Genomic DNA, 26,130 nt, shown 5'->3' on the forward strand with positions numbered 1-26,130 from the left:
AACATAAGAGGTAGTTATGCAAGCGGCATTTATACAGGGTATGGGAATTGGTGGGAGTTTGATTATTGCCGTGGGTGCACAAAATGCTTTTGTGCTAAAGCAGGGGATTAAAGGCACTTATTCTTTACCCATTGCGTTACTCTGTTCTGTTATTGATGCATTAATGATCACCGCCGGTGTGGCTGGGCTTGGACATATTATTGAGACATTTCCGATAATTAAGCATGTGGCAAGTTTTGGTGGTGCGGCATTTTTACTCTGGTATGGCACCAATGCATTAAAGGCCTCTTTTGTCGATAAGGGGATGGAAATGGATAAAGCTGAGAATGCCGATACCCTAAGAAAAGCCATTCTGACGACACTCGGGATCAGTTTTCTTAACCCACATTTATATTTAGATACCGTTGTTTTACTGGGTAGCATTAGCACACAGTTTGATGATTTTGCTCGGCCTTGGTTTGGTGCTGGCGCGGTATTAGCCTCATTTATTTGGTTTTTTAGCTTAAGTTTTGGAGCGCGTTTACTTGCACCTATTTTTAGTCGTCCCGCAGCATGGCGTTACCTAGACCGCTTTATTTGGTTAACAATGTGGAGTATTGCTGCGGCAATTATTTGGCCTTATTTATCCGTTTTTTCATCATTACACATGATATTTTAGTTGGCATTAAGTGGGCATGTGCCCGAACGGGCTTCGTTTTTCCCGTTTTGACTTGGATTGTATTTGAATAAGGTGAAAATTTTTCATGAAAAAGGTCCTTAATTTAAGGACCTTTTCACTTAATTGCTGTTTAATTGTGCTGCAAGATGAGGTTTTAATGTCGTTGAAACATTGAAAATTGGATCAGCGCCATAAATTTAGTTGGATATTTGCGCTAATACGACATCATGGTGATCGCTGGTTTTAAACTTATCAAACACATGGGCAATAGTGCCATCGGGATTGATAAGAAAACTTATTCTATGGATTCCATCATAGATTTTGCCCATAAATTTCTTCTCGCCCCATACCCCAAACGCATCGGCAACACTGTGATCTTCATCGCTCAGCAAGATAAAGTTAAGTGATTGTTTTTCAGCAAACTTGGCTAATTTAGCCACAGGATCTGGGCTGATTCCAAGTACGGTTACTTTGTGACTGTCGAGTTCAGCTTTGCTATCACGTAAACCGCAGGCTTGAACTGTGCAGCCTGGGGTTGAAGCCTTAGGGTAAAAATACACTAAAACAGGGCCTTTTTTTAAACATTCCTGCAGTGAAACAGGATTATCTTTTTGATCTTGTAAGGTAAAAAGTGGCGCTTTGGCGCCAGCGATTAAGGTGTTCATCTATTATCCTCTGTCGTTTCTTGAGGTCGTGCCTTCCATGCGTCTAATGGTGCAATCCAGTGCCATCTCATCGGAGAGTTGATAGATACTCTTTTCGAGCTTTTCTAGTTCAACTTTTTCAGGAATATTGATGGTTAATGAAATGGTTTGAGTTTGCTCGCCATTTTCGAGTTCTTCAGAGAAGGAGCGGACTGCCGCTAAGTCTAGGGAGCGGTCGGCAAGAAACTGAGTAATACATTTCATGGTGCCGCGTTGATCTTTACCCGTAAAGCGCACTTCAAGACGCGAAAGGTAATTTTGCGGCGTATGTTTAGAGGTGCGCTTCATTACTGTCATCAGTTCCAACTCAACACTGAGACTCGGGAGCATACTTTCAATTTTCGTTATGGATGCCCACGAACCTGACAACATCATGATTAAGGTAAATTCGTTACCAAATAATGCCATACGGCTGTCGACGATATCGCAGTCACAGTCACTGGCAAGGCGAGCTAGTTTACTTACGAGTCCAGGGCGGTCTAAGCCCATTGCGGTTACGACCAGGAAGTTGGTCATGAATTTTCCTCACTTTTTCGATATCATAGAGCGAAAACTCAGAGTTAAAGCCGAGTTTTTGTGCGGGATGTAATGCTACCATAACTAAATCAATTTGAGATCCCCGTTAATGCTTGTCATTAATGGTTGGCATCAGTACCATAGCGAATCCTGAAATCTTGGGGAAAGTCAGATGATAAACGGAAGCATCGTAGCCTTAATCACGCCTATGAACAGTGATGGCTCAATAGATTTTGCAAGTCTTGAAAGATTAGTCGAATTCCATATAGACCAAGGCACAGATGCCATTGTGGCCGTTGGCACGACCGGCGAGTCAGCGACTCTGCCCATGTCTGAGCATGTTACCGTGGTTGCACAAACCGTTAAATTTGCTGCAGGCCGCATTCCTGTTATTGGTGGTAATGGCGCCAATGCGACAGCGGAAGCCATCGAACTCACTAAATCTTTATCTAAAGTGGGTGTCGCAGGTATGTTAGGTGTAACACCTTACTACAACAAACCAACGCCAAAGGGCTTGATTGCCCACTACAAAGCCGTAGCTGCGAGCACTGATATCCCTCAAATTCTGTATAACGTACCAGGACGCACTGCAGTTGATATGCAGCCAGAAACGGTCGCAGAACTCGTCGGTGTGAGCAATATTATTGGTGTAAAAGAAGCCACAGGTGATATCGCTAGGGTAAAACGTCTGCGGGAATTATGTGGTAATGATTTCAAGCTCTACAGCGGTGATGACGCAACAGCCAGAGAGTTTTTGCTACTCGGCGGTAATGGCGTGATTTCTGTGGCCAATAATATAGTCCCCAAAGCCTTTAAAGCCATGTGCGACGCAGCTCTTGCAGGTAATGCTGAATTGGCCTTGAGCCTAGATACGCCACTGCGAGGCTTATATAGTACGCTTTTCTGTGAGGCGAACCCGATCCCTGTTAAATGGGCTGCCCATCGTATGGGATTGATTAAATGTGGCCATATTCGTTTACCTTTGACTGAACTTTCTGAGCAATGTCATGGTCTGTTGATAGATGCAATGACTCGTGCCCAGATAGAGGTTAAATAATTAATGTTAAAGAAAGTCACCCCACTGATCTTAGTCGCTGCCGTTGCGGCCTGTTCCTCACCACTTGAACGTCGTCAAGCAAACGGTGGCGATGACTATGTTCAGGCTGAGCAAGCGCCAATGCTTAAAATCCCAGAGGGATTAAAGACGCCACCTTACAATAAAGAATATGAAGTGCCAGCGTTAGGCGCTAAAGCGAATACTGCGCTTATTGGTAAAACCCTTGATATTCGTCCACCATTGCAAGTACTGCCAATGGCTGAAGGTACCCATGTTGAAGAGGGTAGCGATAATATCAAAATCGTGGTTGAGTCTATCGACAATTCAGCAGACCTAAAGCAAGAGATCTTTGCTAACTTAGATGGTTTCTTAGCAAAGCAAGCGATCCCTGTTCGTAGCCGTGATTTTGATAAGAGCAATATCGAAACCGACTGGATCGAAAGCCGTGAAGTGATTGAATCGAGCCTGTGGGGGGCGGATAAAGTCTATCTGTTACGCCAACGCTATCGTTTCGATGTGGAAACCCGTCCACATGGCCGTACGGCAAGTATCGTTATTCACTTAGTTGAACATGAAGAGTTTTACGACGATAAAGCCCAAGAAGTGTTATTAAGTGGTGAAGATAAACAAAGATACACCATTGATATGCTTAACAGCGCTATCGCTTATATGAGCGTTAAACGTGAGCAAGCAATCCAAGCCAATCGCTTAAAGCAAACATTAGGGATCAATGTTGATCTAGTGACACCAGAGGCGGGAGCCGCCTATTGGTCAGCTAAAGCACCTTATAAGCAAGTGTGGGATCGTTTGCGTATCGTACTCCCTGAAATGGGGTTTGAAATTGCCGATATGGATAGTACGAAAGGATTGTACTTCATCAAGTTTACGGATAATTCGGGTTTCTGGAGTTCGCTCTGGAGCAGTAACAAGGTATCGCTAAAAGAGGGCAGTTATCGTTTACTGCTGGAAGATGGTGATACACCTGAAGAGACCAAATTATTCCTACGTGATGGTGATGACCAACCATTAGCGAATGATGTTGTGTCTAATATCAACCAATCATTGACAGATTTGATGAGAGAAGAACGTAAGCTACGCTAATGTTCTATAAAAACCAAAAAGGGCGATTATTCGCCCTTTTTTGTTGCCTTACCCGTCCTAAATAGCGTTGACACTTACCAAAATGCGATTCAGCATGTTCCCTCTAAATATCAATATTTTTAGCATGGTTTTAGTCTAAAATATCAAAAAGCAATTCAATGGTAGTGTTAATCTCTTTATTATGCATTTAGCGCACTGCATTCCGATGCATTAGCCATGTTTATCACTAACATAAGGTGTTTATACATTATTTAAGCAGTTGGCGTAATTTGTAAGAAAAAGTAAAACGTATTGATGCAATGATACGAGTGGGTAAACTAGCCGTCACTAATGCGAGACATCATTTGGAAGCCCGATGAAAAAAATTATTCTAATAATCGCCATATTGGCGTCAGCATGGTTTGGATATCAAGCAATGCAACCCCAAGAGATAGCACAAGCTAAGGTGAAATTAGTGCCAAATGTCGTGATAGCCACTGCAGAAATTGCGCCTGTACGCGATGAAGTGGAGGCGATTGGCACTAACAAAGCATATGAATCTGTGACTATCACGCCTAAGGTGACCGATATGGTGATGTCACTTAACTTTGATGATGGTGATATCGTTAAGAGAGGGGATTTGCTCGTACAACTACAAAATGCAGAGCAAATTGCCAAAGTGAAAGCAGCTCAAGTAAAAGTGACTGATAATAAAAGGGAATTAAATCGTATTAGTTCGCTAGTGACGAGCCGTACTGTGGCGGAGTTAGAGCGAGATCGTCTGCAAACGCTGATAGATACTACCCGTGCAGAACTTGAACAGGCACAAGTATCACTCAATGATCGCCGCATTTTGGCTCCTTTTGATGGTCGTTTAGGCTTACGTCAAGTGAGCGTGGGCAGCTTAGTGACACCCGGAACTGAAATTACAACACTTGATGATATTTCTAAGATTAAACTAGATTTTTCTGTCCCTGAGCGTTTTATTCAAGAGTTACGCCCTGGTAAATTGGTGGAAGCCACTGCTATCGCATTTCCCGATGAAACCTTCAATGGCATTGTGACCTCCATAGATAGCCGTGTGAATCCAACGACACGGGCTGTGATAGTGCGTGCTGAAATACCGAACCCCGATCTACGTTTATTACCGGGCATGTTAATGAAGGTCAAACTGATTAAACGCAGCCGTGATGCCTTGATGTTACCTGAATCTGCCATTATCCCTTTGCAGAGTAATCATTTCGTTTATAGCGTCAATAGCGATAATGTGATTGAACGTAAACAAGTGACTATTGGTATTCGTACCCGTGGCTGGGTTGAAATTCTCGATGGTGTGACATCCGGTGAGAAAGTCGTCATACGTGGGCTGTTAAAAGTGCACCCAGGCGATAAGGTCACAACTCAATTAGCTGAAAAATTTAGCTATCTATCCACAGATGCTGATGTGGAGCCAAGCGTATGATACTGACTGATCTTTCGGTTAAACGACCGGTTTTTGCATCTGTCATTAGTCTCCTTGTGGTTGCTTTTGGTCTCGTCTCTTTCGATAAGTTGCCATTGCGGGAATATCCTAATATCGACCCGCCAATTGTTTCCATAGAAACCAATTACCGTGGCGCCAGTGCCGCAGTGGTTGAGAGCCGTATCACCCAACTGATTGAAGACAGGATCAGTGGCGTAGAAGGTATTCGTCATGTCAGCTCATCGAGTAGCGATGGTCGCTCTTCGGTAACATTAGAATTTGATATCAGTCGAAATATTGAAGATGCGGCTAACGATGTACGCGACAGAATCTCAGGATTACTCGATAACTTGCCAGAGGAAGCCGATCCCCCAGAAGTGCAAAAAGCCAATGGTGGTGATGAAGTTATCATGTGGCTTAATCTAGTCTCGGATAATATGACGACCCTCGAATTGACCGATTACACCAATCGTTACCTGTCTGATCGTTTATCCGTGGTCGATGGTGTGGCGAGGATCCGTATCGGCGGGGGGAAAGTTTACGCAATGCGCATTTGGCTCGACAGACAAGCCCTTGCTTCGCGTAGCCTTACCGTGGCGGATGTCGAGGCGGCATTAAGAGCCGAAAACGTCGAGTTACCTGCAGGTTCGATTGAATCGAAAGAGCGGCATTTTACTGTACGTTTAGAGCGGAGTTATCGCACCGCTGAAGACTTTGCCAATTTAGTGCTTACTCAGGGGAATGATGGTTATCTCGTCAAACTGGGGGATGTCGCTAAGGTTGAAATCGGCTCTGAAGAAGAGCGTATTATGTTCCGCGGTAATAAAGAGGCCATGATAGGGTTAGGTGTCTCAAAACAGTCGACGGCTAACACCCTTGAAGTTGCCCGCGCCGTTAATGCGTTGATCGATAAAATTAACCCAACACTCCCCGCGGGTATGTCTATTAAACGCAGCTACGATAGTTCAGTGTTTATTGAAGCCTCGATTAAGGAAGTGTACCAAACCCTGTTTATCGCCATGATCTTAGTGATTATTGTGATTTATTTATTTCTGGGTAGTGCACGCGCCATGTTGATCCCCGCGATTACGGTACCTGTATCCTTGCTGGGTACTTTTATCGTGCTATATGCACTGGGTTACACGATTAACCTATTAACATTATTAGCAATGATCCTCGCTATCGGTATGGTAGTGGACGATGCGATTGTGATGTTAGAGAACATCCATCGACGGATTGAAGAGGGCGATTCCCCCCTTAAAGCCGCTTATCTCGGTGCGCGAGAAGTCGCCTTCGCGGTGATTGCCACAACTTTAGTGCTGGTGTCGGTATTTATGCCGATCACTTTCCTTGAAGGGGACTTAGGTAAACTCTTTAAAGAGTTTGCTGTGGCGATGAGCGCGGCGGTGATTTTCTCCAGTATTGTTGCCTTAACGCTAAGTCCAATGATGTGTTCTAAATTGCTTAAACCTGCCACGCAAGACTCATGGTTGGTACGTAAAGTCGATGGCATCATGGCAAGTATTGCCCGTGGTTATCAAACCTCATTACAAAAAGCGATGGCAAAGCCGTTATTGATGTCAGTGCTTGTCCTATGTGCATTGGGGAGCAGTTTCTTCCTTGTGCAAAAGGTGCCACAGGAGTTTGCGCCCCAAGAAGATCGAGGTTCATTATTCTTAATGGTAAACGGTCCACAGGGCGCGAGTTACGAGTATATCGAATCCTATATGACCGAAGTCGAAAACCGTTTAATGCCACTGGTCGATGCTGGTGATATCAAACGCTTACTCATTAGAGCTCCTCGCGGATTTGGTCGCGCTGCCGATTTTTCTAACGGTATGGCCATTGTGGTATTGGAAGATTGGGGACAGCGCCGCCCGATTAAAGAAGTGATTGTCGATATCAATAAACGTCTTGCCGATCTTGCGGGTGTGCAGGCATTTCCTGTGATGCGTCAAGCCTTTGGCCGTGGAGTGGGTAAACCCGTGCAATTTGTAATTGGTGGACCAAGCTACGAGGAACTCGCTCGCTGGCGTGACATTATGATGGAAAAAGCCGCAGAAAATCCCATGTTACTCGGGCTTGACCATGACTATAAAGAGACTAAGCCACAGCTTAGAGTGGTGATTGATCGTGATAGAGCCGCCAGTCTTGGGGTGTCGATTGCTAATATTGGTCGTACGTTAGAGTCAATGTTAGGCTCACGCTTAGTCACTACCTTTATGCGTGATGGTGAAGAATATGACGTGATTGTCGAAGGTGAACGCAATAACCAAAATACCGCAGCAGATTTGCAAAATATCTATGTGCGTTCCGAGCGCAGTAAAGAACTTATTCCACTCTCCAACTTAGTGACTGTGGAAGAGTTTGCCGATGCCAGTTCGCTCAATCGTTATAACCGTATGCGAGCTATCACAATCGAGGCCAGTTTGGCCGATGGTTATAGCCTAGGTGCTGCATTAGATGATCTTAATCAGATGGCGCGTGCTTACTTGCCGGCGGAAGCGGTGATCAGCTACAAGGGGCAATCCCTCGATTATCAAGAATCGGGTAACTCCATGTATTTTGTGTTTTTGCTCGCTTTAGGCATCGTATTCTTAGTGTTAGCGGCACAGTTTGAAAGCTATATTCACCCCATAGTGATTATGTTAACTGTGCCGCTGGCAACGGTTGGTGCGCTAGCGGGCTTGTGGTTTACGGGGCAAAGTCTCAATATTTACAGCCAGATAGGCATTATTATGCTGGTAGGGCTAGCCGCCAAGAATGGTATTTTAATTGTCGAATTCGCGAACCAATTAAGGGATAAAGGTGTCGACTTTGACCGCGCCATTATCCAAGCGGCGAGCCAAAGATTACGGCCAATTTTGATGACAGGTATTACCACTGCCGCGGGAGCGATTCCCCTTGTGATGGCCGTCGGTGCAGGTGCTGAAACGCGTTTTGTGATTGGTGTTGTTGTGCTATCGGGCATTTTGTTGGCGACCTTATTCACTATCTTTGTGATCCCAACGGCCTATGGTTTCTTTGCCCGAAACAGCGGTTCACCAGAGGCCATTGCCCAGCAGTTAGAAAAGGAACTGGCTGAAGATTAACTGTAATAATCTAAGTTTTTAAAGAGTTTAATCCTTAAAAAATAGGTGTTTAAGATAACTTAAGCGCCTATTTTGTTTTAATGACTCTTTATCTTAACTCTTGGAGTGGTCTGTTTGTTCTACGTTAAGGTTGCTAGCTATCGGCATGGGCGATAGTGTGAATATAACGAAAAGAGGTTTTCTCAAAGCCGATGGCCTCATAATAGGCTTGGGTCTTTTCCCGTCGCATAGACGTTGTGACCTCAAGCTGGTGACAACCCTGTTCATTCGCCCTTGCTTTGGCAAAGTTTATCAGTTGCGTTCCCACACCCAACCCTCTACAGGCCTGTGTTACAATCAGTGCGGTGATACGGCAAATCTGTTGCTGGGCAGGGAAATAATCAAAAAAGAGTAAGCTTATCAGGCCGATAATATTACCTTTTTCCTCGGCTATATAGATTTCATCCGTTCTTTCACTTTTTTCTAGGTACATTTGTAACTGTTCTTGAGTCGAACTATATCCAAGCTGCAGTAGTAAATTCTCTATTGCCCTAAGATCTTGTCTCTCAGCTTGTCTAATCTGAAGTGAGCTCATCACCATTCCTTAGTCATTTATGCCAGAAAAAAAAGAGATGTTTCTGATTTTTGTCTGTAGTGATTTTTATCGCGCACCTATTCTATCCATTGATTCTATTCATTCATATTATTGCGGCGATAACTGATAAATTGTTGATTTAGCTTCGTCGGTCGCCAGATAAATCAGTCCATCGGGCCCCTGTACGACTGAGCGTAATCTTTGTCCTAATTCGGTTTTCAGCAGCCGTTCTTCTTTGATAATTTTTTCTCCATCAAGCACTAAGCGCACCAGTGTTTTTTCCTTTAGGCTGGCGAGTAAAATATTATTTTGCCACTGTGGAAATTTATCACCTGTGTAAAACATAAAGCCCGCCGTGGCAATTGAGGGTACCCATTTGTAGACGGGTTGCTCCATCCCCGTCTTGTGGGTGCCTTCGCCGATTTTGCCGCCGCCATAATTTTCCCCATAGGTAATCACGGGCCAGCCATAGTTTTTAGCCGCTTGGTCGATATTGAGCTCATCGCCGCCCTGCGGCCCATGCTCGCCCGTCCACAATGTGCTGCTAACGGGATGTATTGCCGCACCTTGCATATTGCGGTGGCCATAGGACCAGATCTCCGGCAAGGCACCGGCCGTATTGACGAAGGGATTATCCTTAGGCACAGAACCATCGGCATGAATACGCACGACTTTGCCAAGGTGATTATCCAATGTTTGGGCGCGCTCTTTTTCGCTGTATCGATCGCCAAGCGTGATAAATAGTGTGCCGTCAGGCGCCCACACTAAACGAGAACCAAAATGATGGTTGCTGTTGATTTTGGGCTGCTGACTAAAAACGCGGGTAAGGTTTTCAAGTTTATTACCATTGAGCGTGGCAAAACTGACTGCGGTACTGTTGAGAGAGGCTAAATTGCCTTCACCGGGTTCGGCATAACTGAAATAGATTTTTTTGCTGCTGGCAAAATCGGGCGCAAGCACCACATCGAGCAAACCGCCTTGACCTTTGGCAACTATTGGTGGCAAACCCGTTAAGGGTTCACCGACTTTGCCTTCAGCACTGACAATGCGCATCCTTCCGGCACGTTCAGTCACGAGCATACTGCCATCGGGTAAAAATGCCATACCCCAGACATTTTCTAACCCTTCTGCGATGGTTTTTATTTGAATATGACCCGTTTCTGTTTTGACGCTAATGGTTTTTGTATCAACGGATTGGGCAAAAATCATGGGTGAGTTTATCACCAAACCTAAAGCAAGGATTAATGTACTTAGCGGCAAGGTACTCAGTTTCATAAATCTCCCTAAAAGCATTATTCATCCTCAGTGAGGGTTCAGAGTAACAAGTCAGTCATTTAAGGGCAAATAACCTGCCAACAGTTTAATCGAAAACGGTTAAACTGGAGGCATCATTAGCGGATAAAAAAGCCGAGCGCCATCGCTAGACCGACGATCACAATAAAACCGCGTAACAGGGGCTGTGAAATACGATAAGCCATTGCCGCGCCGACATAACCACCGATAATTGCCATAACAGCAAGCAGCAACAGATACTGGCTATCGATAGCATCTCCTGCCGCATAAATCACCACTGCAATCGTGGTAAGCAGGGCAGAAATCAGATTTTTAAGCCCGTTCATCCCATGTAGATTGGTTTGCCCCATTAGACCAAAACTCGCCAGCAGAATAATACCTAAGCCACCATTAAAATAACCGCCATAGATACACACAGCCGCTAGTAGCATTAGTGCCATTATCGGGCTTAACATTGGCGTAGAGGTGTTTTCGCCTTGCTCAGTGATTCTTCGTTTGAGCAACCAAGGGCCAACAATAAAGGCCGCGGTGGCCAGTAGAATCAGCCAAGGGATCAGTTTTGCGAAGACTTGCTCGCTGGTGGTCAGCAAAATACCTGCGCCAATACTGCCGCCAATTAAAGCAATTAAGATCAGATCCTTAAGGCTAAGACTCGCCGGATATTCGATATCCTTTCTAAAACGCCATGCGCTGGCGATATAACCAGGCAGCAGCGCGGCTGTCCCCGTGGCATTCGCCGCAATCGGTGGAACCCCGACAAACACTAACGCTAAAAGGGTAATAAAACTGCCACCACCAGCAACCGCATTGAGCATGCCGCCTAAAAAGCCTGCGAGTGCAATAATAAGCCAGTCCATAGATATCGCTCCTTTGGGCAATAAGAGAGTTAAACAGAGCGCTAAAAATGTGTCTGTTATTATGAGTCAATCTAAGCACTCACCCTAACAGGATGATTTCGATATTGAAAGTCGCGTAATGATTCGTTACATATCGCCATTCGTGAAGGTGAAGATATAGGATGAGTGAGCAGGCTTTTACTTGCTTAGTGCTAGGGGACTTGATCCCAAATGCCAGACATAAAAATAACCGCAGCGATGGCTTCACTTTGCTCGGTAAAAACATCTTCTCCCCAACAGTTTTGTCCACGTTCTTGGTAGTAAACATGAAAAGTACTGAGCATAGGTGTTCGAATGCAATACCAACCATCAAAGGTATTCTTAGCAAAATTGACCCAATACTGCGCATCAGCAGTTTGAATTTGCTGAATGAGTAATTCATTTTGTGACAGCAAAGCCACAAGCTCATTCTGGGTGGTGATTTGATGCTCGGCTTTTATAGCTTCGAGAAGATTTTTAAGTTTTATCATGGGATCCTTTTCATTCATCGAGAGTATCTACATCACTTTTAACGAATGGCTGCGGAGATGGAGGATTGGATTAATGCTTCAAAAATATCTGTTTGCCCAGCAGGAATAAGCTGCCTGTGAATTTCGCGGCGTTTCGCACTGTCGAATAAACGCTCCGCAACCCAACCCGTTAAATAGAGTGAGGAAAGGCAGCCGCCCGCAGTGGCAATATTGCCATTAATCACGAGGGCGCAGTCTTCTACATCGACGCCCATGGCAACTAGGGCAGGTTTTGCATCGGAGTGAGTCGTTGCCGAGAGATTGTCGAGTAGCCCTAATTTGGCAAAGAAGAATGACCCCGCGCAGATACTCCCAAGCAATTGTCGTGTGGGATCTAATTTAAGGGCGGACATAAACTCAGTATCAGCAAGTGCCGCAGGTACGCCTTTGTAACCACTGCTGAATAATACCACGTCGGCATCAGCGACTTCGGCGACATGACCATCGGTTGCAACCGTCATCCCCAAGCTTGATATGTGGCTAGGCTTTGTCCCGAGTACTTTTACTGTCCAATCGGTTTTTGTACGGCCGAGAATATCGCGCATTAAGAAGAAATCGATATCGGTAAATTCATCAAATATCACAATCGCAATCTGGTACATAAGCTTTCCTCTGGCTTGTATTGTGGATGACTTAAGGCTTGAATACGCTCAACCTTAAGCCTTGTGTCCTCAATATGAATAGAATCATGATTTTATTGGTTATCCATTTTTTATGAAAATTTGGTTAATCAAAATCTTAACCAGCACTAAACGATGGCAGTCGCTTGGCGAAAATAGCATGGGCATCAAAATCTTGGCTTTGCATTCTGGTTAATGTGTTGGTTAACACCTCATCGGCAGCATCTTCAATCCGCTGTATCCCTAACGTTGCAACATAATCACTAAATGATGTGGATACTTGTTCAAACAAAGCTGTGATATCGCCAAAAGCTGGATGACTGAATTGTGGGTTAGGCAAACCCCTAAGGGATCGCAGTTTCAGCAGCATTAACGCTGTCAATGGTAAATATGTGTGCGGCCCACCATTGAACTCAAAAAAACACTTTTTATCCCCGATGATCGCTTGTTCTACCTGATCATCGCAGAGGGTTTGCAGCATAGTGCTGATGAATTCGATATTCTGTGTATCCCAGTTATCTAAAAATGACGCATAGGGGAAAGGAGCCGTTTTTCGCAGTGTCACTTGCACTTCAGTGGTAAAAGGCAGCTCGATATGCCCCAGATAACGGCCATACAGCAGCACCAAAAAATCGCCAATAAAGCCATGGGAGCGAACAATCCAGCCCGAACGCCGCGCGGTTGCATCAGCGTGGTACTGCTCGTCCGCCTCGCGTTTAAGCCCTGCTAACAGCATCAGCACAAGCCGAAACACGCTGATTGTAGACCACATAGCGTTTGCTATCCCGCCAGTTTTTTCTATCGATGAGCAATATTTATAGTATCAATGGCGGTTGCAAAATAACCGTAAGCAAGCGAGCACATAAGCGGCTTAGGCTCAAGCAAGCCCGATTCAATATAGGTAAGTTGGGCTACATAGCCCCAATGACACTCGGGTACACCAAACTCAGCTCCAAATAATTCCCACTGGCGAAAATCCTCATCAAACTCACGATATTGTTTCACTCTCTCGAAACCATCTGTCATCCCACTGTCGATATAATCGGTCAGTAAATACTGGTCATATTCAAAGACGTTTTTGGCATAATCGTGCATATGTTTACGACTGCGACTGCGCTTATTGAGAAATTTGGCTAACATCTTGAGCATCCTTATTATTTAGGCTGCGGCAAGTTTACCGTAACGGCGCCAAATATGACTATCTGTAGCATTTTTGAAACAAGCATTAAGCGACTCCGTTGTAGCGATGGTGAACACACATTCGCCAGCAAAGAACCTTACTAATATATGGTGTTATCAGTTTAATGCGCGACATTGTTCATTATTGAATATGCTGGGATGGGGAGTAAACCGCACTCTTGCGTTGGCGACCATCGGGAAAAGGGACTTTTTCGTTGAGCCCCCAAGGATGGGTTTACGGCGTGTCGCCAGAGCATTAGTGCTGTTTATGGCGATCAGCATTCAAAAAGTACATAGTGCAAAACACTCAGTAGAGCAGGCTTGTTCACCGAAAACACGGTTTGTAGTGGACAATCTGGCGGTGAATTTACTTATGATTCCCCGCCTTCGCGGGGATGACAAAAGCAATAAGAAACCCAAAATCAACAAAAAGCCCAGAATCATCTTCTGGGCCTTGTTGGTATCGTAAAACGTCGGTTAACACTCAACACTTTTTAGGCTAACGCTTTAAACTAACCTAAGTTTTAACCCTTATCGCTATAGGTTTCTTGCGCACGTTAAAGAATGCTTAAAACACCATCTCTGGTACATGGTCTGGTACGATTAATTTGCCAGCGGTTTTGCTAACAATTTCTTCAACACTGACACCGGGCGCACGTTCTAACAGATGGAATGCGCCATCTTTAATTTCGATAAAGGCTAAATCGGTGACGACACGTTTGATACAGCCGTAGCCTGTTAGCGGCAATTCGCACACGGGTAGCAGCTTAGAATTGCCGTATTTATCGGCGTGCATCATAGTCACGATAATGTTTTCGGCGCCCGCGACTAAATCCATCGCGCCGCCCATGCCCTTGATGAGCTTGCCGGGGATCATCCATGAGGCGATAGAGCCGTTCACATCGACTTCAAAGGCGCCGAGTACGGTTAAGTCCACATGGCCGCCACGGATCATGGCAAAGCTCTCGGCTGAAGAGAAAAACGACGCGCCTTTCACGGCGGTAACGGTTTGTTTACCCGCGTTAATTAAATCGGGATCTATGGTGTCTTCGGTTGGGAATTCACCCATGCCGAGTAGGCCGTTTTCCGATTGCAACATGACTTCCATGCCTGCGGGAATGTAGTTGGCCACTAGCGTGGGAATACCAATACCGAGGTTGACGTAGTAGCCGTCTTGTAATTCTTTGGCTACGCGCTGAGCAAGTTGTTCTCTTGATAATGCCATGATATCTATCCTTTTTATTTGGCTTTGACGCTTTGGCCTCTACTCTTAGGTTTTTACCCTTAGTTTTTTACTTTAGGGAGCTAAGTGCCAATTGCGTTAACTGTGTTTCAAGGTTTTGCCAGCGCCTTTTATTTCGCGGCTTTTACCGTGCGCTGCTCGATACGTTTCTCGAACTTGCCTTGAATAACGCGGTCAACATAGATGCCCGGCGTGTGGATATGATCAGGGTCTAGCTCGCCTGGCTCTACAATAAACTCAGCTTCAACCACAGTGATTTTGCCCGCGGTCGCCATCATAGGGTTAAAGTTGGCGGCGGTTTTACGGAATACCAAATTACCCATGGTATCGGCTTTCCATGCACGCACTAAGGCAAAATCTGCGGTCAGCGACTCTTCTAACACGTAATGGCGACCTTTGATTTCACGGGTTTCTTTACCATCAGCGACTGGCGTGCCGTAGCCTGTAGCGGTGAAAAATGCCGGAATACCTGCGCCGCCTGCGCGGATCTTTTCCGCCAGCGTGCCTTGGGGCGTTAAAATCACATTCAATTCACCCGAGAGCATTTGCTGCTCGAAGGTGGCGTTCTCACCCACGTAGGAGGCGATCATGGTCGAAATCTGGCGGTGTTTTAACAATAAGCCCAGACCGAAATCATCCACACCCGCATTGTTCGAAATGGCGGTTAAGCCCTTAACGCCCATCTTAACCATTTGATTGATTAAGCCTTCAGGAATACCGCACAGGCCAAAACCGCCAACCATAATGGTCATATCATCGGATAAACCTTTTAACGCTTCTTCATAGCTGCTGACGACTTTATTGAGTCCTGCCATTTTGATGTCCTTTTACTGTTATTCAGTCCCCAAGGCGCTAGGTATGTTTAGCGCCTCGACGCTTGAGTCTAGGCTTTAGCGCCCTGCAAGATTGCATTGGCGACTTTAGAGCCATTAAGACGATTTAATTGTTTGCTGATCCCAAAACCCGCTAATGCCAGTTTTTCTAAATCGATACCCGTCTTCAAACCGAGTCCGTGGAGCATATAGACCAAGTCTTCACTCGCCAGATTGCCCGACGCGCCTTTCGCATACGGGCAACCACCTAAGCCCGCCACCGAGGCGTCAAAGCTGCGCACGCCCAAGTCGAGGCAGGCGGTAATATTGGCTAATGCTTGGCCATAGGTGTCGTGGAAGTGCAGGGCAAGCTTTTCAACCGGTACTCGCTCCATCACGGCTTGCAGCATTTTACGGGCTTTTAATGGCGTGCCTACACCGATAGTGTCGCCGAGCGAAATTTCGTAACAGCCCATTTTGTAAAGGATTTCAGACACTCTTGCCACTTCGCTCGCCGCAATTTCTCCTTCATAGGGGCAACCTAAAACGCAGGACACATAGCCACGCACTGGGATATTGGCGGCTTTTGCCATGTCCATCAACGGGATAAAGCGTTCAATCGACTCTTCAATCGAACAGTTGATATTGCGTTGGCTAAAGCTTTGTGACGCCGCACCAAAGATAGCAACTTCGGAAGCTTTTGCATCCAGCGCCAGCTCTAAGCCTTTGACATTGGGGGTGAGGGCGCTGTAAACCACGCCCGCTTGACGGCGAATTTGGCGCAATACTTCGCCGCTATCGGCCATTTGTGGCACCCATTTGGGTGACACAAAACTGCCTGCTTCAATTCGCTTCACGCCCGCATCGGCAAGGGATTCAATTAAGGCGACTTTGGCCTGTGTCGGGACGGCGGCTTCATTCTGCAAGCCATCACGGGGCCCCATCTCGAACAGGCTGACGCTATCTGAGAGGGCGCTTACCGAGGTAGAGCCTAAGTTCGCAAGATCCAGCGCAGACATTTAGGCTTCCTCGCTCTGGGCTTTGGGCTCAACATGGAGCAGCACGGCGCCATCGCTCACTAACTCGCCCGCCTTAAAGTAGAACTCGGTAACGATACCGTCGAAGGGCGCTTCGATGGTGTATTCCATCTTCATCGCTTCCATTACCAGTAGCCCTTGTCCTGCCTTAACCTCAGCCCCGACTTCCACCAAGTGGGTGACGACTGTGCCATTCATTGGGGCCTTGAGCTTATCTTCGTTGCTGGACTGCGCCTCAACCACTTGGGTTTTAACCGCCCTGAAGTGATAACTACCAGAGGGTAAAAACAGCGTAAAATCATCTCCCTGAGCACTGACGGGCACTTTACTCTTATGGCCGTTGATTTCGGCTAACAGTAAATCCTGCTTAAGCTCACCACTGAGGGACTTGCTCACTTGGCCTGCGTCAGTTGGCTGAGATAACTGAGGCTGTGATAATAGGTAGTGATCGCCAAAGTCTAATAGCACCAATTGTTGTAACTCGTGGGCATCGTCGAGCAGGGCAATAGTATGCTGGCTAACGCTGTTGAGTCTAAAGCCACTGACTTGGCCCCAAGGCGAGTAAGGATCGGCGCTATTAATCGCCTGTGCCTTGGCGGCTTCTTTACGGGCAAGCACTTGATACAGCGCGGCAAAGGCAAGTGCAGTGTCGGCTTCGCTCGAAGCACTGCCAATCAGTGCATCGCCGTAACGGTTAATAAAGTCGGTGCTAAAGTCCGCCTTGGCAAAGGCGGGATGCTCGGCAATATTGGCTAAAAATTCAATATTGTGTTTAAGCCCACTGATTTGGTAGGACTCGAGGGCATGCACTAGGCGTTGCAGCGCACGTGGGCGCGACTCATCCCATACAATAAGCTTGGCAATCATCGGATCATAAAAGTTACTGATCACATCATTTTCGCGAATGCCCGAATCGATACGCACGTATTTACTTTGCTCGGGTTCACGTAAAAAGTTGAGCTTACCGCTGGCGGGTAAAAACTCATTCTGTGGATCTTCGGCATAAATACGCACTTCAAAGGAATGGCCGTGGATCCGCACTTCATCTTGCTTAAGGGGCAATGGCTGACCACTGGCGACCATCAATTGCCATTTCACTAAATCTTGGCCCGTCACCATTTCAGTCACTGGATGCTCAACCTGCAGACGGGTGTTCATCTCCATGAAATAGAAGCTATTGTCTGTGTCGAGCAGAAACTCCACAGTGCCTGCGCCAACATAATCGATGGCTTTGGCTGCCGCGACGGCCGCTTCACCCATTTGGGCGCGCAATGCATCGCTTAACCCCGGTGCTGGCGCTTCTTCGACCACTTTTTGATGGCGGCGCTGAATCGAGCAGTCGCGATCTGATAAGTAAATCGCATTGCCAAAGGTATCGGCGAACACTTGCACTTCGACATGGCGAGGCTGGCGCAAGTAACGCTCCAGCAATAATTTATCGTTACCGAAGGAGGAGGCCGCTTCACGGCGCGCCGAGTTGATGGCGTCCATGATTTCGCCTTCATGCTCAACAATACGCATGCCTTTGCCACCGCCACCGTAGGCGGCTTTTATCAGCATCGGGAAGCCGATTTTTAAGGCTTCGGCCTTGAGGGTGGCATCGGTTTGATCGTCGCCATGGTAACCTGGCACTAAAGGCACTTGGGCTGCCGTCATAATGGCTTTGGCTGCGCTCTTGCTGCCCATGGCATCGATGGCCTCGCTGCCTGGGCCAACAAACACGATTCCGGCGGCCTCACACTTGCGGGCAAAGTCGGCGTTTTCCGATAAAAAGCCATAGCCTGGGTGAATGGCTTGCGCCTGGGCTTTTTTGGCGATTTCAATAATCAAGTCGCCCTTCAGGTAAGAATCCGCTGGAGCGCTGCCACCTAAGTAAAACGATTCGTCGGCCATGGCAACATGGCGCGCATTTTTATCGGCATCGGAATATAAGGCAACGGTGCGAACGCCCATGGCCTGCGCGGTTTTGATAATACGGCAGGCAATTTCACCACGGTTAGCAATTAAAAGCTTAGTGAACATGCTGTTAGTCAACATCTGCTTGGTCAACATTAAAGTGCTCCTTGGGTATCGGTTGGCGTGTGCCAGTTCGGCTGACGTTTCTCAAAAAAGGCGTTTAAGCCCTCTTGGCCTTCATCAGATACCCGAATGCGGGCGATGCGCTCACTGGTGTAATCAATCGTATCTTGGTCTATCACGCCGTCTTCGAGGCGGGCGAGTAGGGTCTTTACCCATGCCATTCCTTGCGGACTGTTGGCCAGCAGCGCGGTGATAATCGGCTGCGCTGCGGCCGCTAAATCGTCGTTTATCTCATGGATAACATTGAGTTTGAGCGCCGTTGGCGCATCAAAACGCTCTGCGGTCAGCATATAGCGGCGTGAGGCGCGATTGCCCATGGCGCGAGCAACGTAGGGGCTAATTACCGCAGGGATCAGCCCTAGTTTGACTTCGCTCAAGCAGAAGCTTGCACGCTCGGTGGCGATGGCAATATCACTGGCGCAGATTAACCCAAGCGCGCCGCCAAAGGCCGCACCTTGGATTAAGGCGATAGTGGGTTTTGGAAAGGTATCTAAATCCTGCATCAGCTTAGCCAGCGCTTTGGCGTCATTGAGGTTTTGATCGAAATCCATCTTTGCTTGTTTGCGCATCCAATTTAAGTCGGCGCCAGCGCTGAAGTTTTTGCCATTGGCTTTTAATACCAACAGTTTGCAGTCTTTGTGCTCGGCAAAATAACCGAGGACGGCGATCATTTCGCTAATCATCACCTCATCGAAGGCGTTGTGCACTTCGGCTCGGTTAAGGATTAACTCGCCTACGCCGTTATTCAGCGCGTAACTTACATGTTGCAAATGGTCTAAGGCGTGCTGCAAATTGCCTAAGGATTGAGTGCTAGTGTTCTGGTGTTGTGTGTCAGTCATTATTTTATTCCCGTCATCGTTATTCCCTCTATGAGTGATACGTAAGGCATCGCAAGATGCGTTACATACGGAAGACGCCGAAGCGGGTGTCTTCGATAGGGGCATTTAATGCGGCTGACAGGGCAAGGCCCACCACATCACGGGTTTGCGCAGGGTCGATAATGCCGTCATCCCACAGGCGGGCACTGGCATGGTAGGGATGACCCTCTTTATCGTACTGGGCAATAATCGGTGCCTTGAAGGCCTTTTCATCCTCAGCAGACCATGCTTCGCCCTTACGGGCTAACCCGTCGCGGCGTACAGTCGCTAATACGCCAGCGGCTTGCTCGCCACCCATTACAGATATACGCGCATTGGGCCACATCCACATCATGGTCGGCTCGAAGGCGCGGCCACACATACCGTAGTTACCCGCGCCGTAGCTGCCACCGATAATCACAGTAAATTTAGGTACATTGGCGCAGGAGACTGCGGTCACCATCTTGGCGCCGTGCTTGGCGATACCTTCGTGTTCGTACTTTTTACCCACCATAAAGCCGGTGATATTTTGCAGGAACAGCAGTGGAATTTTGCGCTGGCAACACAGCTCGATAAAGTGCGCGCCTTTTTGCGCCGATTCTGAGAATAAAATGCCGTTGTTGGCGACAATCCCAACTGGATAGCCGTGAATACGGGCAAAACCGCAGACCAAAGTCGCGCCATAGTTGGCTTTAAACTCATCAAAATCAGAATCATCGACGATACGGGCGATCACTTCTTTGACATCGAAGGGCTTTTTCAAGTCGGTGCCGACGATGCCGTAGAGTTCGTTGATATCAAACTTAGGTGGCTTAACTGGGCTTAGCAGGCTGTTGATTTGTTTTTGATTATTCAGACGCAGCACTGCACGGCGGGCAAGCGCTAACGCGTGCTCATCGTTTTGGGCTAAGTGGTCCGCTACACCTGAAATTTTAGTGTGCACTTCGGCGCCGCCCAGTTCTTCGGCGCTGACTTCTTCACCGGTCGCGGCTTTAACTAACGGCGGCCCAGCTAAGAAGATAGTGCCTTGTTCTTTAACGATAATCGATTCATCCGCCATGGCTGGCACATAAGCGCCGCCTGCGGTACATAAGCCCATCACCACCGCAATTTGGGGGATACCTTTAGCGGACATTTGCGCTTGGTTATAAAAGATACGGCCAAAATGGTCGCGGTCTGGGAAGACTTCATCTTGGCGGGGCAGGTTGGCGCCGCCTGAGTCGACTAAATAGATACAAGGCAAGTGACAACGACTGGCAATATCTTGGGCGCGGAGGTGTTTTTTAACGGTAATCGGGTAGTAAGTGCCGCCTTTAACTGTAGCGTCGTTGGCGATAATCATGCACTCGACACCGCTCACACGGCCGATACCAGCGATAATGCCCGCAGCGGGCACTTCTTCGTCATAGACTTCAAACGCCGCAAATTGCGATAGCTCTAAAAAGGGCGAACCTGCATCGAGCAGCTTTTCAACCCGTTGACGTGGCAGTAATTTCCCGCGGGATAAATGACGCTCCAGCGCCACAGGGCCGCCGCCGAGTTCGATTCTGGCGAGTTTGGTTTTAAGATCGGCCACGAGAGCGGCCATATCGTCGGATTTGGCTTTAAATTCATCGCTACGGGCGTTGATACGACTGCTTAATTGCGTCACTTTGATTGTCCTTATAAAGCGGTAACTCAGTATCCGTTGGCTTAGTTGGGCGAGGGAGCATGAAGGACTTAAGCCGAGTTATGCATCGTTCGCCCTGGGCTGCTTATTTCGATTCGTTAAAGAGCTCGCGGCCAATCAGCATACGGCGAATTTCTGAGGTGCCAGCGCCAATCTCATAGAGTTTGGCATCGCGCAGTAAGCGGCCTGTCGCGTACTCGTTGACATAGCCATTACCGCCGAGCAATTGAATGGCATCCAGTGCCATTTTTGTGGCGAGTTCCGCACTGTAGAGAATGGCGCCCGCGGCGTCTTTGCGGGTAGTTTCACCGCGATCGCAGGATTTCGCCACGTTATAGACATAGGATTTGGCGGCATTCATACCGGTGTACATGTCGGCTAACTTGCCTTGTACTAATTGGAATTCACCGATGGATTTACCAAATTGCTCACGCTCGTGGATATAGGGTACGACGATATCCATACAGGCATTCATGATCCCCAGCGGTCCGCCTGAGAGCACTACGCGTTCGTAATCTAAGCCACTCATCAGCACTTTTACGCCATTGTTTAGGCCACCAAGGATGTTTTCCTCTGGCACTTCTACCTCTTCAAACACCAGTTCGCAGGTGTTAGAGCCGCGCATGCCGAGTTTGTCGAGCTTTTGCGCTTGGCTAAAACCTTTAAAACCGCGCTCGACGATAAAGGCGGTGATGCCGTGGGCACCTTTGGTTAAGTCGGTTTTGGCGTAAATCACATAGGTATTGGCATCGGGACCGTTGGTGATCCACATCTTGTTGCCATTAAGGATATAACGGTCGCCTTCTTTACGGGCGTGCAGCTTCATTGAAACCACATCAGAACCCGCATTGGGTTCACTCATTGCCAGTGCGCCAATATGCTCACCGCTGACGAGCTTTGGTAAGTATTTGGCTTTTTGTGCGGCATTACCGTTACGGTTAATTTGGTTTACGCACAGATTGGAGTGGGCGCCGTAACTTAAGCCGATAGAGGCCGAGGCGCGGGAAATTTCTTCCATTGCGACGACGTGGGCAAGGTAGCCCATGTTCGCGCCGCCGAACTCTTCGGGTACTGTTACGCCGAGCAGTCCCATACCTCCAAGCACAGGCCAAAGTTCATTGGGAAAGGCATTGTCGTGATCCACTTTCGCGGCAATCGGTGCGATTTCATTCGCGGCAAAATCCTGCACTGCATCGCGCAGCATATCGACATCTTCGCCTAGGCCAAAATTAAGACTGGTGTAGAGTGAGTTCATTGCTTGTGTCCTTTCAGATGTTCTAATTTATATTGTTATGATTATTAGGTGCTTGAGTCTTTAAAACTGTCTTGCTTAGCGTGATGTATCCCTGTCACGCGGTCGTACCAACTAAGGTGTTCGTTAATGCTATGCTCGCAAGCTCGAAGGCATTAGGCCTTGGTCTTGCTTTCTTCAAGGGCGAGGCGGCATTGCTGCTCGGCCGAATTTAGCTCCATCAGTACCACTTTGATGTCGTCCATTTGCTGCTGCAGGGCGGATTTTTTCTCTTCCACGAGGGCAAGCATGGTATTGAGCTGAGTGGTGCTGCTCTTATCGGCATCGTAAAGTTCGAACAGGCGTCGGGTCTCCGCAAGGGAGAACCCAAGGCGCTTGCCGCGCAGAATAAGTTTGAGTCGAACCCTGTCCTTAAGACTGTAAATACGGGTTTGACCGCGACGTTTTGGCTTAAGCAAGCCTTGGTCTTCGTAGAAACGAATGCTCCGTGTGGTGATATCAAATTCTTTTGAGAGATCACTAATCGAGTACGTTGTTTGTGCTGTGTGTGTTGCGCTCATTCATGTACCCTAAATAATCAGTTTTAAGCAAGATATATGAAGTTTACGTAAAGGTAAAGATTTTGACTTTTATTCTGTTGGCAAAAAAGTGTCAATCCCAATTGCCATCGGCCTGTGCGGCTGGATTTAAAGCTCATAAAACCACAAATACCTTCTGGTTATAGGCTAACGTCTAATAGTGGGCTTGAGGTCTCCTTGCTAATAATAGAAGCAGGAAGGAAGGGGTAGTTGTCGTTATTGCGGCTGCTAATTAAAGCCGCAGTCCTGATTGGAGGACATATGTTGACCGAACAGCAAAATGCATCTGTAGCGCAAGCCACAAATCAAAAACAGAACCAACAAAAACATCAAGCGTTGCACCAAGCATCCTTGCTTAATAAAGCCGAATTCTGGGGAGAAGCGGCGAAGACGCTCGATTGGATTAAGCCGGCGCAAACGGTGCTCGATGAATCGCAGGCACCGTTTTATCACTGGTTTGCCGATGGTGAGATGAACACTTGTTATAATGCCGTTGACCGCCATGTGTTGGCTGGGCGCGGTGACCAAGTGGCTATCCAGTATGTGAGTCCAGTAACGGATACTGAATATGGCATTAGCTATGGTGAGTTACAGGCTCAAGTGAGCCGACTCGCTGGCTTTATGCAATCTATTGGTATAAGAAAGGGCGACCGTGTGGTGATTTATATGCCTATGGTGCCGGAAACCGCCTTTGCTATGCTGGCTTGTGCCCGCATCGGCGCGATTCATTCGGTAGTTTTTGGTGGCTTTGCCGCCAATGAACTCGCGACTCGGATCAATGATGCTAAACCCAAATTGGTATTGTCGGCATCCTGCGGTATTGAGCCCTCGGGCGTCATTCCTTATAAGCCTTTACTAGACAAAGCCTTGGCTCAGTCTGTGCATCAGGTTGATCACTGCCTAATTTTGAATCGTAGCCAGTATCAGGCCGATTTACTTGAGGGCCGTGACTTAGATTGGCAAGCCGCATTAGCAACTGCACCTAAGGCCGACTGTGTCGCGCTTAAGGCTACCGATCCCTTGTATGTGCTTTATACCTCAGGCACCACGGGTCAGCCTAAAGGTGTGGTGCGCGATAATGGTGGCCATGCTGTGGCTCTGGCTTGGTCGATGCAGCATATATACGATATTCAAACTGGCGATGTGTTTTGGGCTGCGTCTGATGTGGGCTGGGTCGTGGGCCATTCTTACATTGTGTATGGACCGCTGCTAGTGGGCGCTACAACCTTAATGTATGAAGGCAAACCTGTTGGTACGCCCGATCCCGGTGCTTTTTGGCGTACGATTGCCAAATATAAAGTCAAAAGTTTTTTCACAGCGCCGACAGCCATTCGCGCAATCAAGCGTGAAGATCCTGACGGTGAATATCTACAAGGTGTTGATTTAACCTGTCTTAAAAATGTGTTTTTGGCGGGGGAGCGTTGCGATCCCGATACCTTAGTTTGGGCACACACAAAACTTGCTAAACCTGTTATTGATCACTGGTGGCAAACCGAAACCGGCTGGCCAGTAGCGGCAAATTTAATGGGTACAGCACCGATTACCATTAAACCAGGTTCGCCCGCTTTACCTGTGCCGGGTTATGCGGTTGAAGTATTGGATGAATTAGGTGAGCAAGTTGCACCCAATACTTCGGGTAATGTGGTGATTAAATTGCCCCTACCGCCGGGGACGTTGACGACACTGTGGCAAAATGATCAACGCTATCAAGATAGTTACTTGTCGATGTATCCGGGTTACTACTTAACTGGTGATGCGGGTTATACCGATGAAGACGGTTATCTTTACATTATGAGTCGTATCGATGACATCATAAACGTAGCGGGGCACAGGCTATCGACGGGGCGCTTCGAAGAAGTGTTATGTCAACACCCTGATGTGGCCGAAGCCGCGGTAATTGGGGTAGATGATGCGCTTAAGGGCCAAGTTCCCCTCGGATTAGTGGTACTCAAGAAAGGCGTAACTATTAGTGATGAAGAGCTGCATAAACAGTTAATAACCTTGGTACGCCAAGAAATTGGTCCCGTCGCCTCCTTTAGGTTAGTGAGTGCCATTCAAAAATTACCTAAAACGCGCTCTGGTAAAATTTTACGCGGTACTATGCGAAAAATTGCCGATAATCAGCAATATACCGCCCCAGCGACCATAGAAGATCCACTGACCTTAGAGTTAGTGCGTACCGCGCTCACTCGCATGGGTTATGCCGATGCCTTAGTGTAAGAAATAGAGCGTAAAGGCTTTTATAGAAAGAGTGTAAAGGTCTTATCGAGAGTTGAAATATCAAGGCGATAGTAAACTGACCAAGCTTGCTATCGCCTTTTTGCGCATGACATTTCTTATTTCGGCAAAATCAAAGATTGAAATTTTCACCTCAAATTTGCTAGTCTTGCATTCTCATCACGTACAGTTATTACGCACAGCTATCACGTACAGCTATATCACCTACAGTTTGACTGTAATCAAATGGCTTAGGGACGACCCTAAATACGCCTAATCTAACATGGGGACGACCCCTTTATGGGAGTTCACTATGAGTTGGTTCTTATTAGTTCTTGCGGGTTTATTTGAAATTGGTTGGGCTATTGGCCTTAAATATACCGACGGTTTTACGCGTTTGTGGCCAAGTATCTTTACAGTGGCGTCGATGGCTGTGAGTGTGTTGCTGTTAGGACTCGCGGTTAAGCATTTGCCTATTGGTACGGCTTACGGTGTGTGGGTCGGTATTGGTGCTATGGGTACGGCGATTGCGGGAATTATCTTCTTAGGAGAAGGCGTTAGTTTACTTAAAATCGCCAGTTTGATATTGATATTACTGGGTGTTTTAGGGCTTAAACTCGCCCATTAATTGTAGATAAAATGAGACCTAAACGATTGGCACTTTCGGCACAATCGAAATTGCCAATCGTAAGTCTCTGGTAATTAAGTTACAAAGATCGCTATAATTCCTCCACAAAATTGGTTAA

The 26,130-nt window shown here is 47.2% G+C and carries 25 protein-coding genes; 8 read left to right on the forward strand and 17 right to left on the reverse strand.

Annotated elements, in window-relative coordinates; translation table 11 throughout:
• Positions 1-16 precede the first annotated feature (16 nt).
• The gene (locus tag JEZ96_RS08205) at positions 17-658 is read left to right on the forward strand and encodes a LysE/ArgO family amino acid transporter (RefSeq protein WP_011789615.1); all 642 of its coding nucleotides are present in this window, start codon (positions 17-19) and stop codon (positions 656-658) included.
• Between the two features lie 197 nt (positions 659-855).
• On the opposite strand, the gene bcp is transcribed toward JEZ96_RS08205, so the two are convergent.
• A complete protein-coding gene (bcp, locus tag JEZ96_RS08210) occupies positions 856-1,323 on the reverse strand; it encodes a thioredoxin-dependent thiol peroxidase (protein WP_025008085.1) in 468 nt (155 codons plus the stop codon).
• Between the two features lie 3 nt (positions 1,324-1,326).
• The gene (locus tag JEZ96_RS08215; protein WP_011789613.1) at positions 1,327-1,878 is read right to left on the reverse strand and encodes a glycine cleavage system protein R; all 552 of its coding nucleotides are present in this window, start codon (positions 1,876-1,878) and stop codon (positions 1,327-1,329) included.
• Between the two features lie 172 nt (positions 1,879-2,050).
• On the opposite strand from JEZ96_RS08215, the gene dapA reads away from it, so the two are divergent.
• The 4 genes from dapA to JEZ96_RS08235 all read left to right on the forward strand — a co-directional run bounded on the left by dapA (position 2,051) and on the right by JEZ96_RS08235 (position 8,569).
• Positions 2,051-2,935: a 4-hydroxy-tetrahydrodipicolinate synthase gene (gene dapA, locus JEZ96_RS08220; protein WP_011789612.1), complete on the forward strand. Its 885-nt coding sequence runs from the start codon at positions 2,051-2,053 to the stop codon at positions 2,933-2,935.
• A gap of 3 nt (positions 2,936-2,938) precedes the next feature.
• A complete protein-coding gene (gene bamC, locus JEZ96_RS08225) occupies positions 2,939-4,036 on the forward strand; it encodes an outer membrane protein assembly factor BamC (RefSeq protein WP_011789611.1) in 1,098 nt (365 codons plus the stop codon).
• Positions 4,037-4,391: 355 nt separating this feature from the next.
• Positions 4,392-5,477 (forward strand): efflux RND transporter periplasmic adaptor subunit, encoded by a 1,086-nt coding sequence (locus JEZ96_RS08230; RefSeq protein WP_011919165.1) that lies wholly within the window; start codon positions 4,392-4,394, stop codon positions 5,475-5,477.
• Positions 5,474-8,569 carry an efflux RND transporter permease subunit gene (locus JEZ96_RS08235; protein WP_011789609.1) on the forward strand — a complete coding sequence of 1,032 codons (3,096 nt, stop codon included), beginning with the start codon at positions 5,474-5,476 and terminating at the stop codon, positions 8,567-8,569. The genes JEZ96_RS08230 and JEZ96_RS08235 overlap by 4 nt, the downstream gene beginning before the upstream one ends.
• 133 nt (positions 8,570-8,702) lie before the next feature.
• Here JEZ96_RS08235 and JEZ96_RS08240 read toward each other — a convergent pair whose 3' ends face one another.
• The 7 genes from JEZ96_RS08240 to JEZ96_RS19510 all read right to left on the reverse strand — a co-directional run bounded on the left by JEZ96_RS08240 (position 8,703) and on the right by JEZ96_RS19510 (position 13,601).
• Entirely contained in the window at positions 8,703-9,143 is a 441-nt protein-coding gene (locus JEZ96_RS08240; protein ID WP_011789608.1) for a GNAT family N-acetyltransferase, read from the reverse strand.
• A gap of 108 nt (positions 9,144-9,251) precedes the next feature.
• Positions 9,252-10,436, reverse strand: a complete 1,185-nt coding sequence (locus JEZ96_RS08245) for a PQQ-dependent sugar dehydrogenase (protein WP_061782894.1) — start codon at positions 10,434-10,436, stop codon at positions 9,252-9,254.
• A gap of 98 nt (positions 10,437-10,534) precedes the next feature.
• Entirely contained in the window at positions 10,535-11,293 is a 759-nt protein-coding gene (locus JEZ96_RS08250) for a sulfite exporter TauE/SafE family protein (RefSeq protein ID WP_011919167.1), read from the reverse strand.
• Between the two features lie 191 nt (positions 11,294-11,484).
• Entirely contained in the window at positions 11,485-11,802 is a 318-nt protein-coding gene (locus tag JEZ96_RS08255) for a hypothetical protein (RefSeq protein ID WP_025008087.1), read from the reverse strand.
• Between the two features lie 38 nt (positions 11,803-11,840).
• Positions 11,841-12,443: a DJ-1/PfpI family protein gene (locus JEZ96_RS08260; RefSeq protein ID WP_025008088.1), complete on the reverse strand. Its 603-nt coding sequence runs from the start codon at positions 12,441-12,443 to the stop codon at positions 11,841-11,843.
• Between the two features lie 136 nt (positions 12,444-12,579).
• Entirely contained in the window at positions 12,580-13,233 is a 654-nt protein-coding gene (locus tag JEZ96_RS19505; protein ID WP_229781407.1) for a hypothetical protein, read from the reverse strand.
• A gap of 26 nt (positions 13,234-13,259) precedes the next feature.
• Complete coding sequence (locus JEZ96_RS19510; protein ID WP_229781408.1) at positions 13,260-13,601, reverse strand: hypothetical protein; 342 nt, start codon at positions 13,599-13,601, stop codon at positions 13,260-13,262.
• A 73-nt stretch (positions 13,602-13,674) separates the two neighbouring features.
• On the opposite strand from JEZ96_RS19510, the gene JEZ96_RS08270 reads away from it, so the two are divergent.
• On the forward strand, positions 13,675-14,109 hold the full coding sequence (locus tag JEZ96_RS08270; protein ID WP_061782891.1) for a hypothetical protein: 435 nt from the start codon (positions 13,675-13,677) through the stop codon (positions 14,107-14,109).
• Between the two features lie 99 nt (positions 14,110-14,208).
• Here JEZ96_RS08270 and JEZ96_RS08275 read toward each other — a convergent pair whose 3' ends face one another.
• The 8 genes from JEZ96_RS08275 to JEZ96_RS08310 form a co-directional block, all read right to left on the reverse strand.
• Positions 14,209-14,865, reverse strand: a complete 657-nt coding sequence (locus JEZ96_RS08275; RefSeq protein ID WP_011919172.1) for a 3-oxoacid CoA-transferase subunit B — start codon at positions 14,863-14,865, stop codon at positions 14,209-14,211.
• A 128-nt stretch (positions 14,866-14,993) separates the two neighbouring features.
• Positions 14,994-15,698, reverse strand: coding sequence for a CoA transferase subunit A (locus JEZ96_RS08280; RefSeq protein ID WP_025008090.1), 705 nt, complete (start codon positions 15,696-15,698; stop codon positions 14,994-14,996).
• A gap of 68 nt (positions 15,699-15,766) precedes the next feature.
• Complete coding sequence (locus JEZ96_RS08285) at positions 15,767-16,714, reverse strand: hydroxymethylglutaryl-CoA lyase (protein ID WP_061782890.1); 948 nt, start codon at positions 16,712-16,714, stop codon at positions 15,767-15,769.
• On the reverse strand, positions 16,715-18,769 hold the full coding sequence (locus JEZ96_RS08290; RefSeq protein WP_025008091.1) for an acetyl/propionyl/methylcrotonyl-CoA carboxylase subunit alpha: 2,055 nt from the start codon (positions 18,767-18,769) through the stop codon (positions 16,715-16,717).
• A 14-nt stretch (positions 18,770-18,783) separates the two neighbouring features.
• Positions 18,784-19,650 (reverse strand): enoyl-CoA hydratase-related protein, encoded by an 867-nt coding sequence (locus JEZ96_RS08295; RefSeq protein ID WP_061782889.1) that lies wholly within the window; start codon positions 19,648-19,650, stop codon positions 18,784-18,786.
• 61 nt (positions 19,651-19,711) lie between these two features.
• Positions 19,712-21,319, reverse strand: a complete 1,608-nt coding sequence (locus JEZ96_RS08300; protein ID WP_061782888.1) for a carboxyl transferase domain-containing protein — start codon at positions 21,317-21,319, stop codon at positions 19,712-19,714.
• Positions 21,320-21,422: 103 nt separating this feature from the next.
• The gene (locus tag JEZ96_RS08305; RefSeq protein WP_011789595.1) at positions 21,423-22,592 is read right to left on the reverse strand and encodes an isovaleryl-CoA dehydrogenase; all 1,170 of its coding nucleotides are present in this window, start codon (positions 22,590-22,592) and stop codon (positions 21,423-21,425) included.
• A gap of 152 nt (positions 22,593-22,744) precedes the next feature.
• Positions 22,745-23,149: a MerR family transcriptional regulator gene (locus JEZ96_RS08310; protein WP_128090095.1), complete on the reverse strand. Its 405-nt coding sequence runs from the start codon at positions 23,147-23,149 to the stop codon at positions 22,745-22,747.
• A 279-nt stretch (positions 23,150-23,428) separates the two neighbouring features.
• On the opposite strand from JEZ96_RS08310, the gene JEZ96_RS08315 reads away from it, so the two are divergent.
• Together JEZ96_RS08315 and sugE are read left to right on the forward strand one after the other, a co-directional pair.
• The gene (locus tag JEZ96_RS08315; RefSeq protein WP_061782887.1) at positions 23,429-25,387 is read left to right on the forward strand and encodes a propionyl-CoA synthetase; all 1,959 of its coding nucleotides are present in this window, start codon (positions 23,429-23,431) and stop codon (positions 25,385-25,387) included.
• Between the two features lie 310 nt (positions 25,388-25,697).
• On the forward strand, positions 25,698-26,012 hold the full coding sequence (gene sugE, locus JEZ96_RS08320; RefSeq protein ID WP_014610421.1) for a quaternary ammonium compound efflux SMR transporter SugE: 315 nt from the start codon (positions 25,698-25,700) through the stop codon (positions 26,010-26,012).
• Positions 26,013-26,130 lie beyond the last annotated feature (118 nt).

The sequence above is a fragment of the Shewanella putrefaciens genome (assembly GCF_016406325.1).
In the GTDB taxonomy this organism is placed as follows: Bacteria; Pseudomonadota; Gammaproteobacteria; order Enterobacterales; family Shewanellaceae; genus Shewanella; species Shewanella putrefaciens.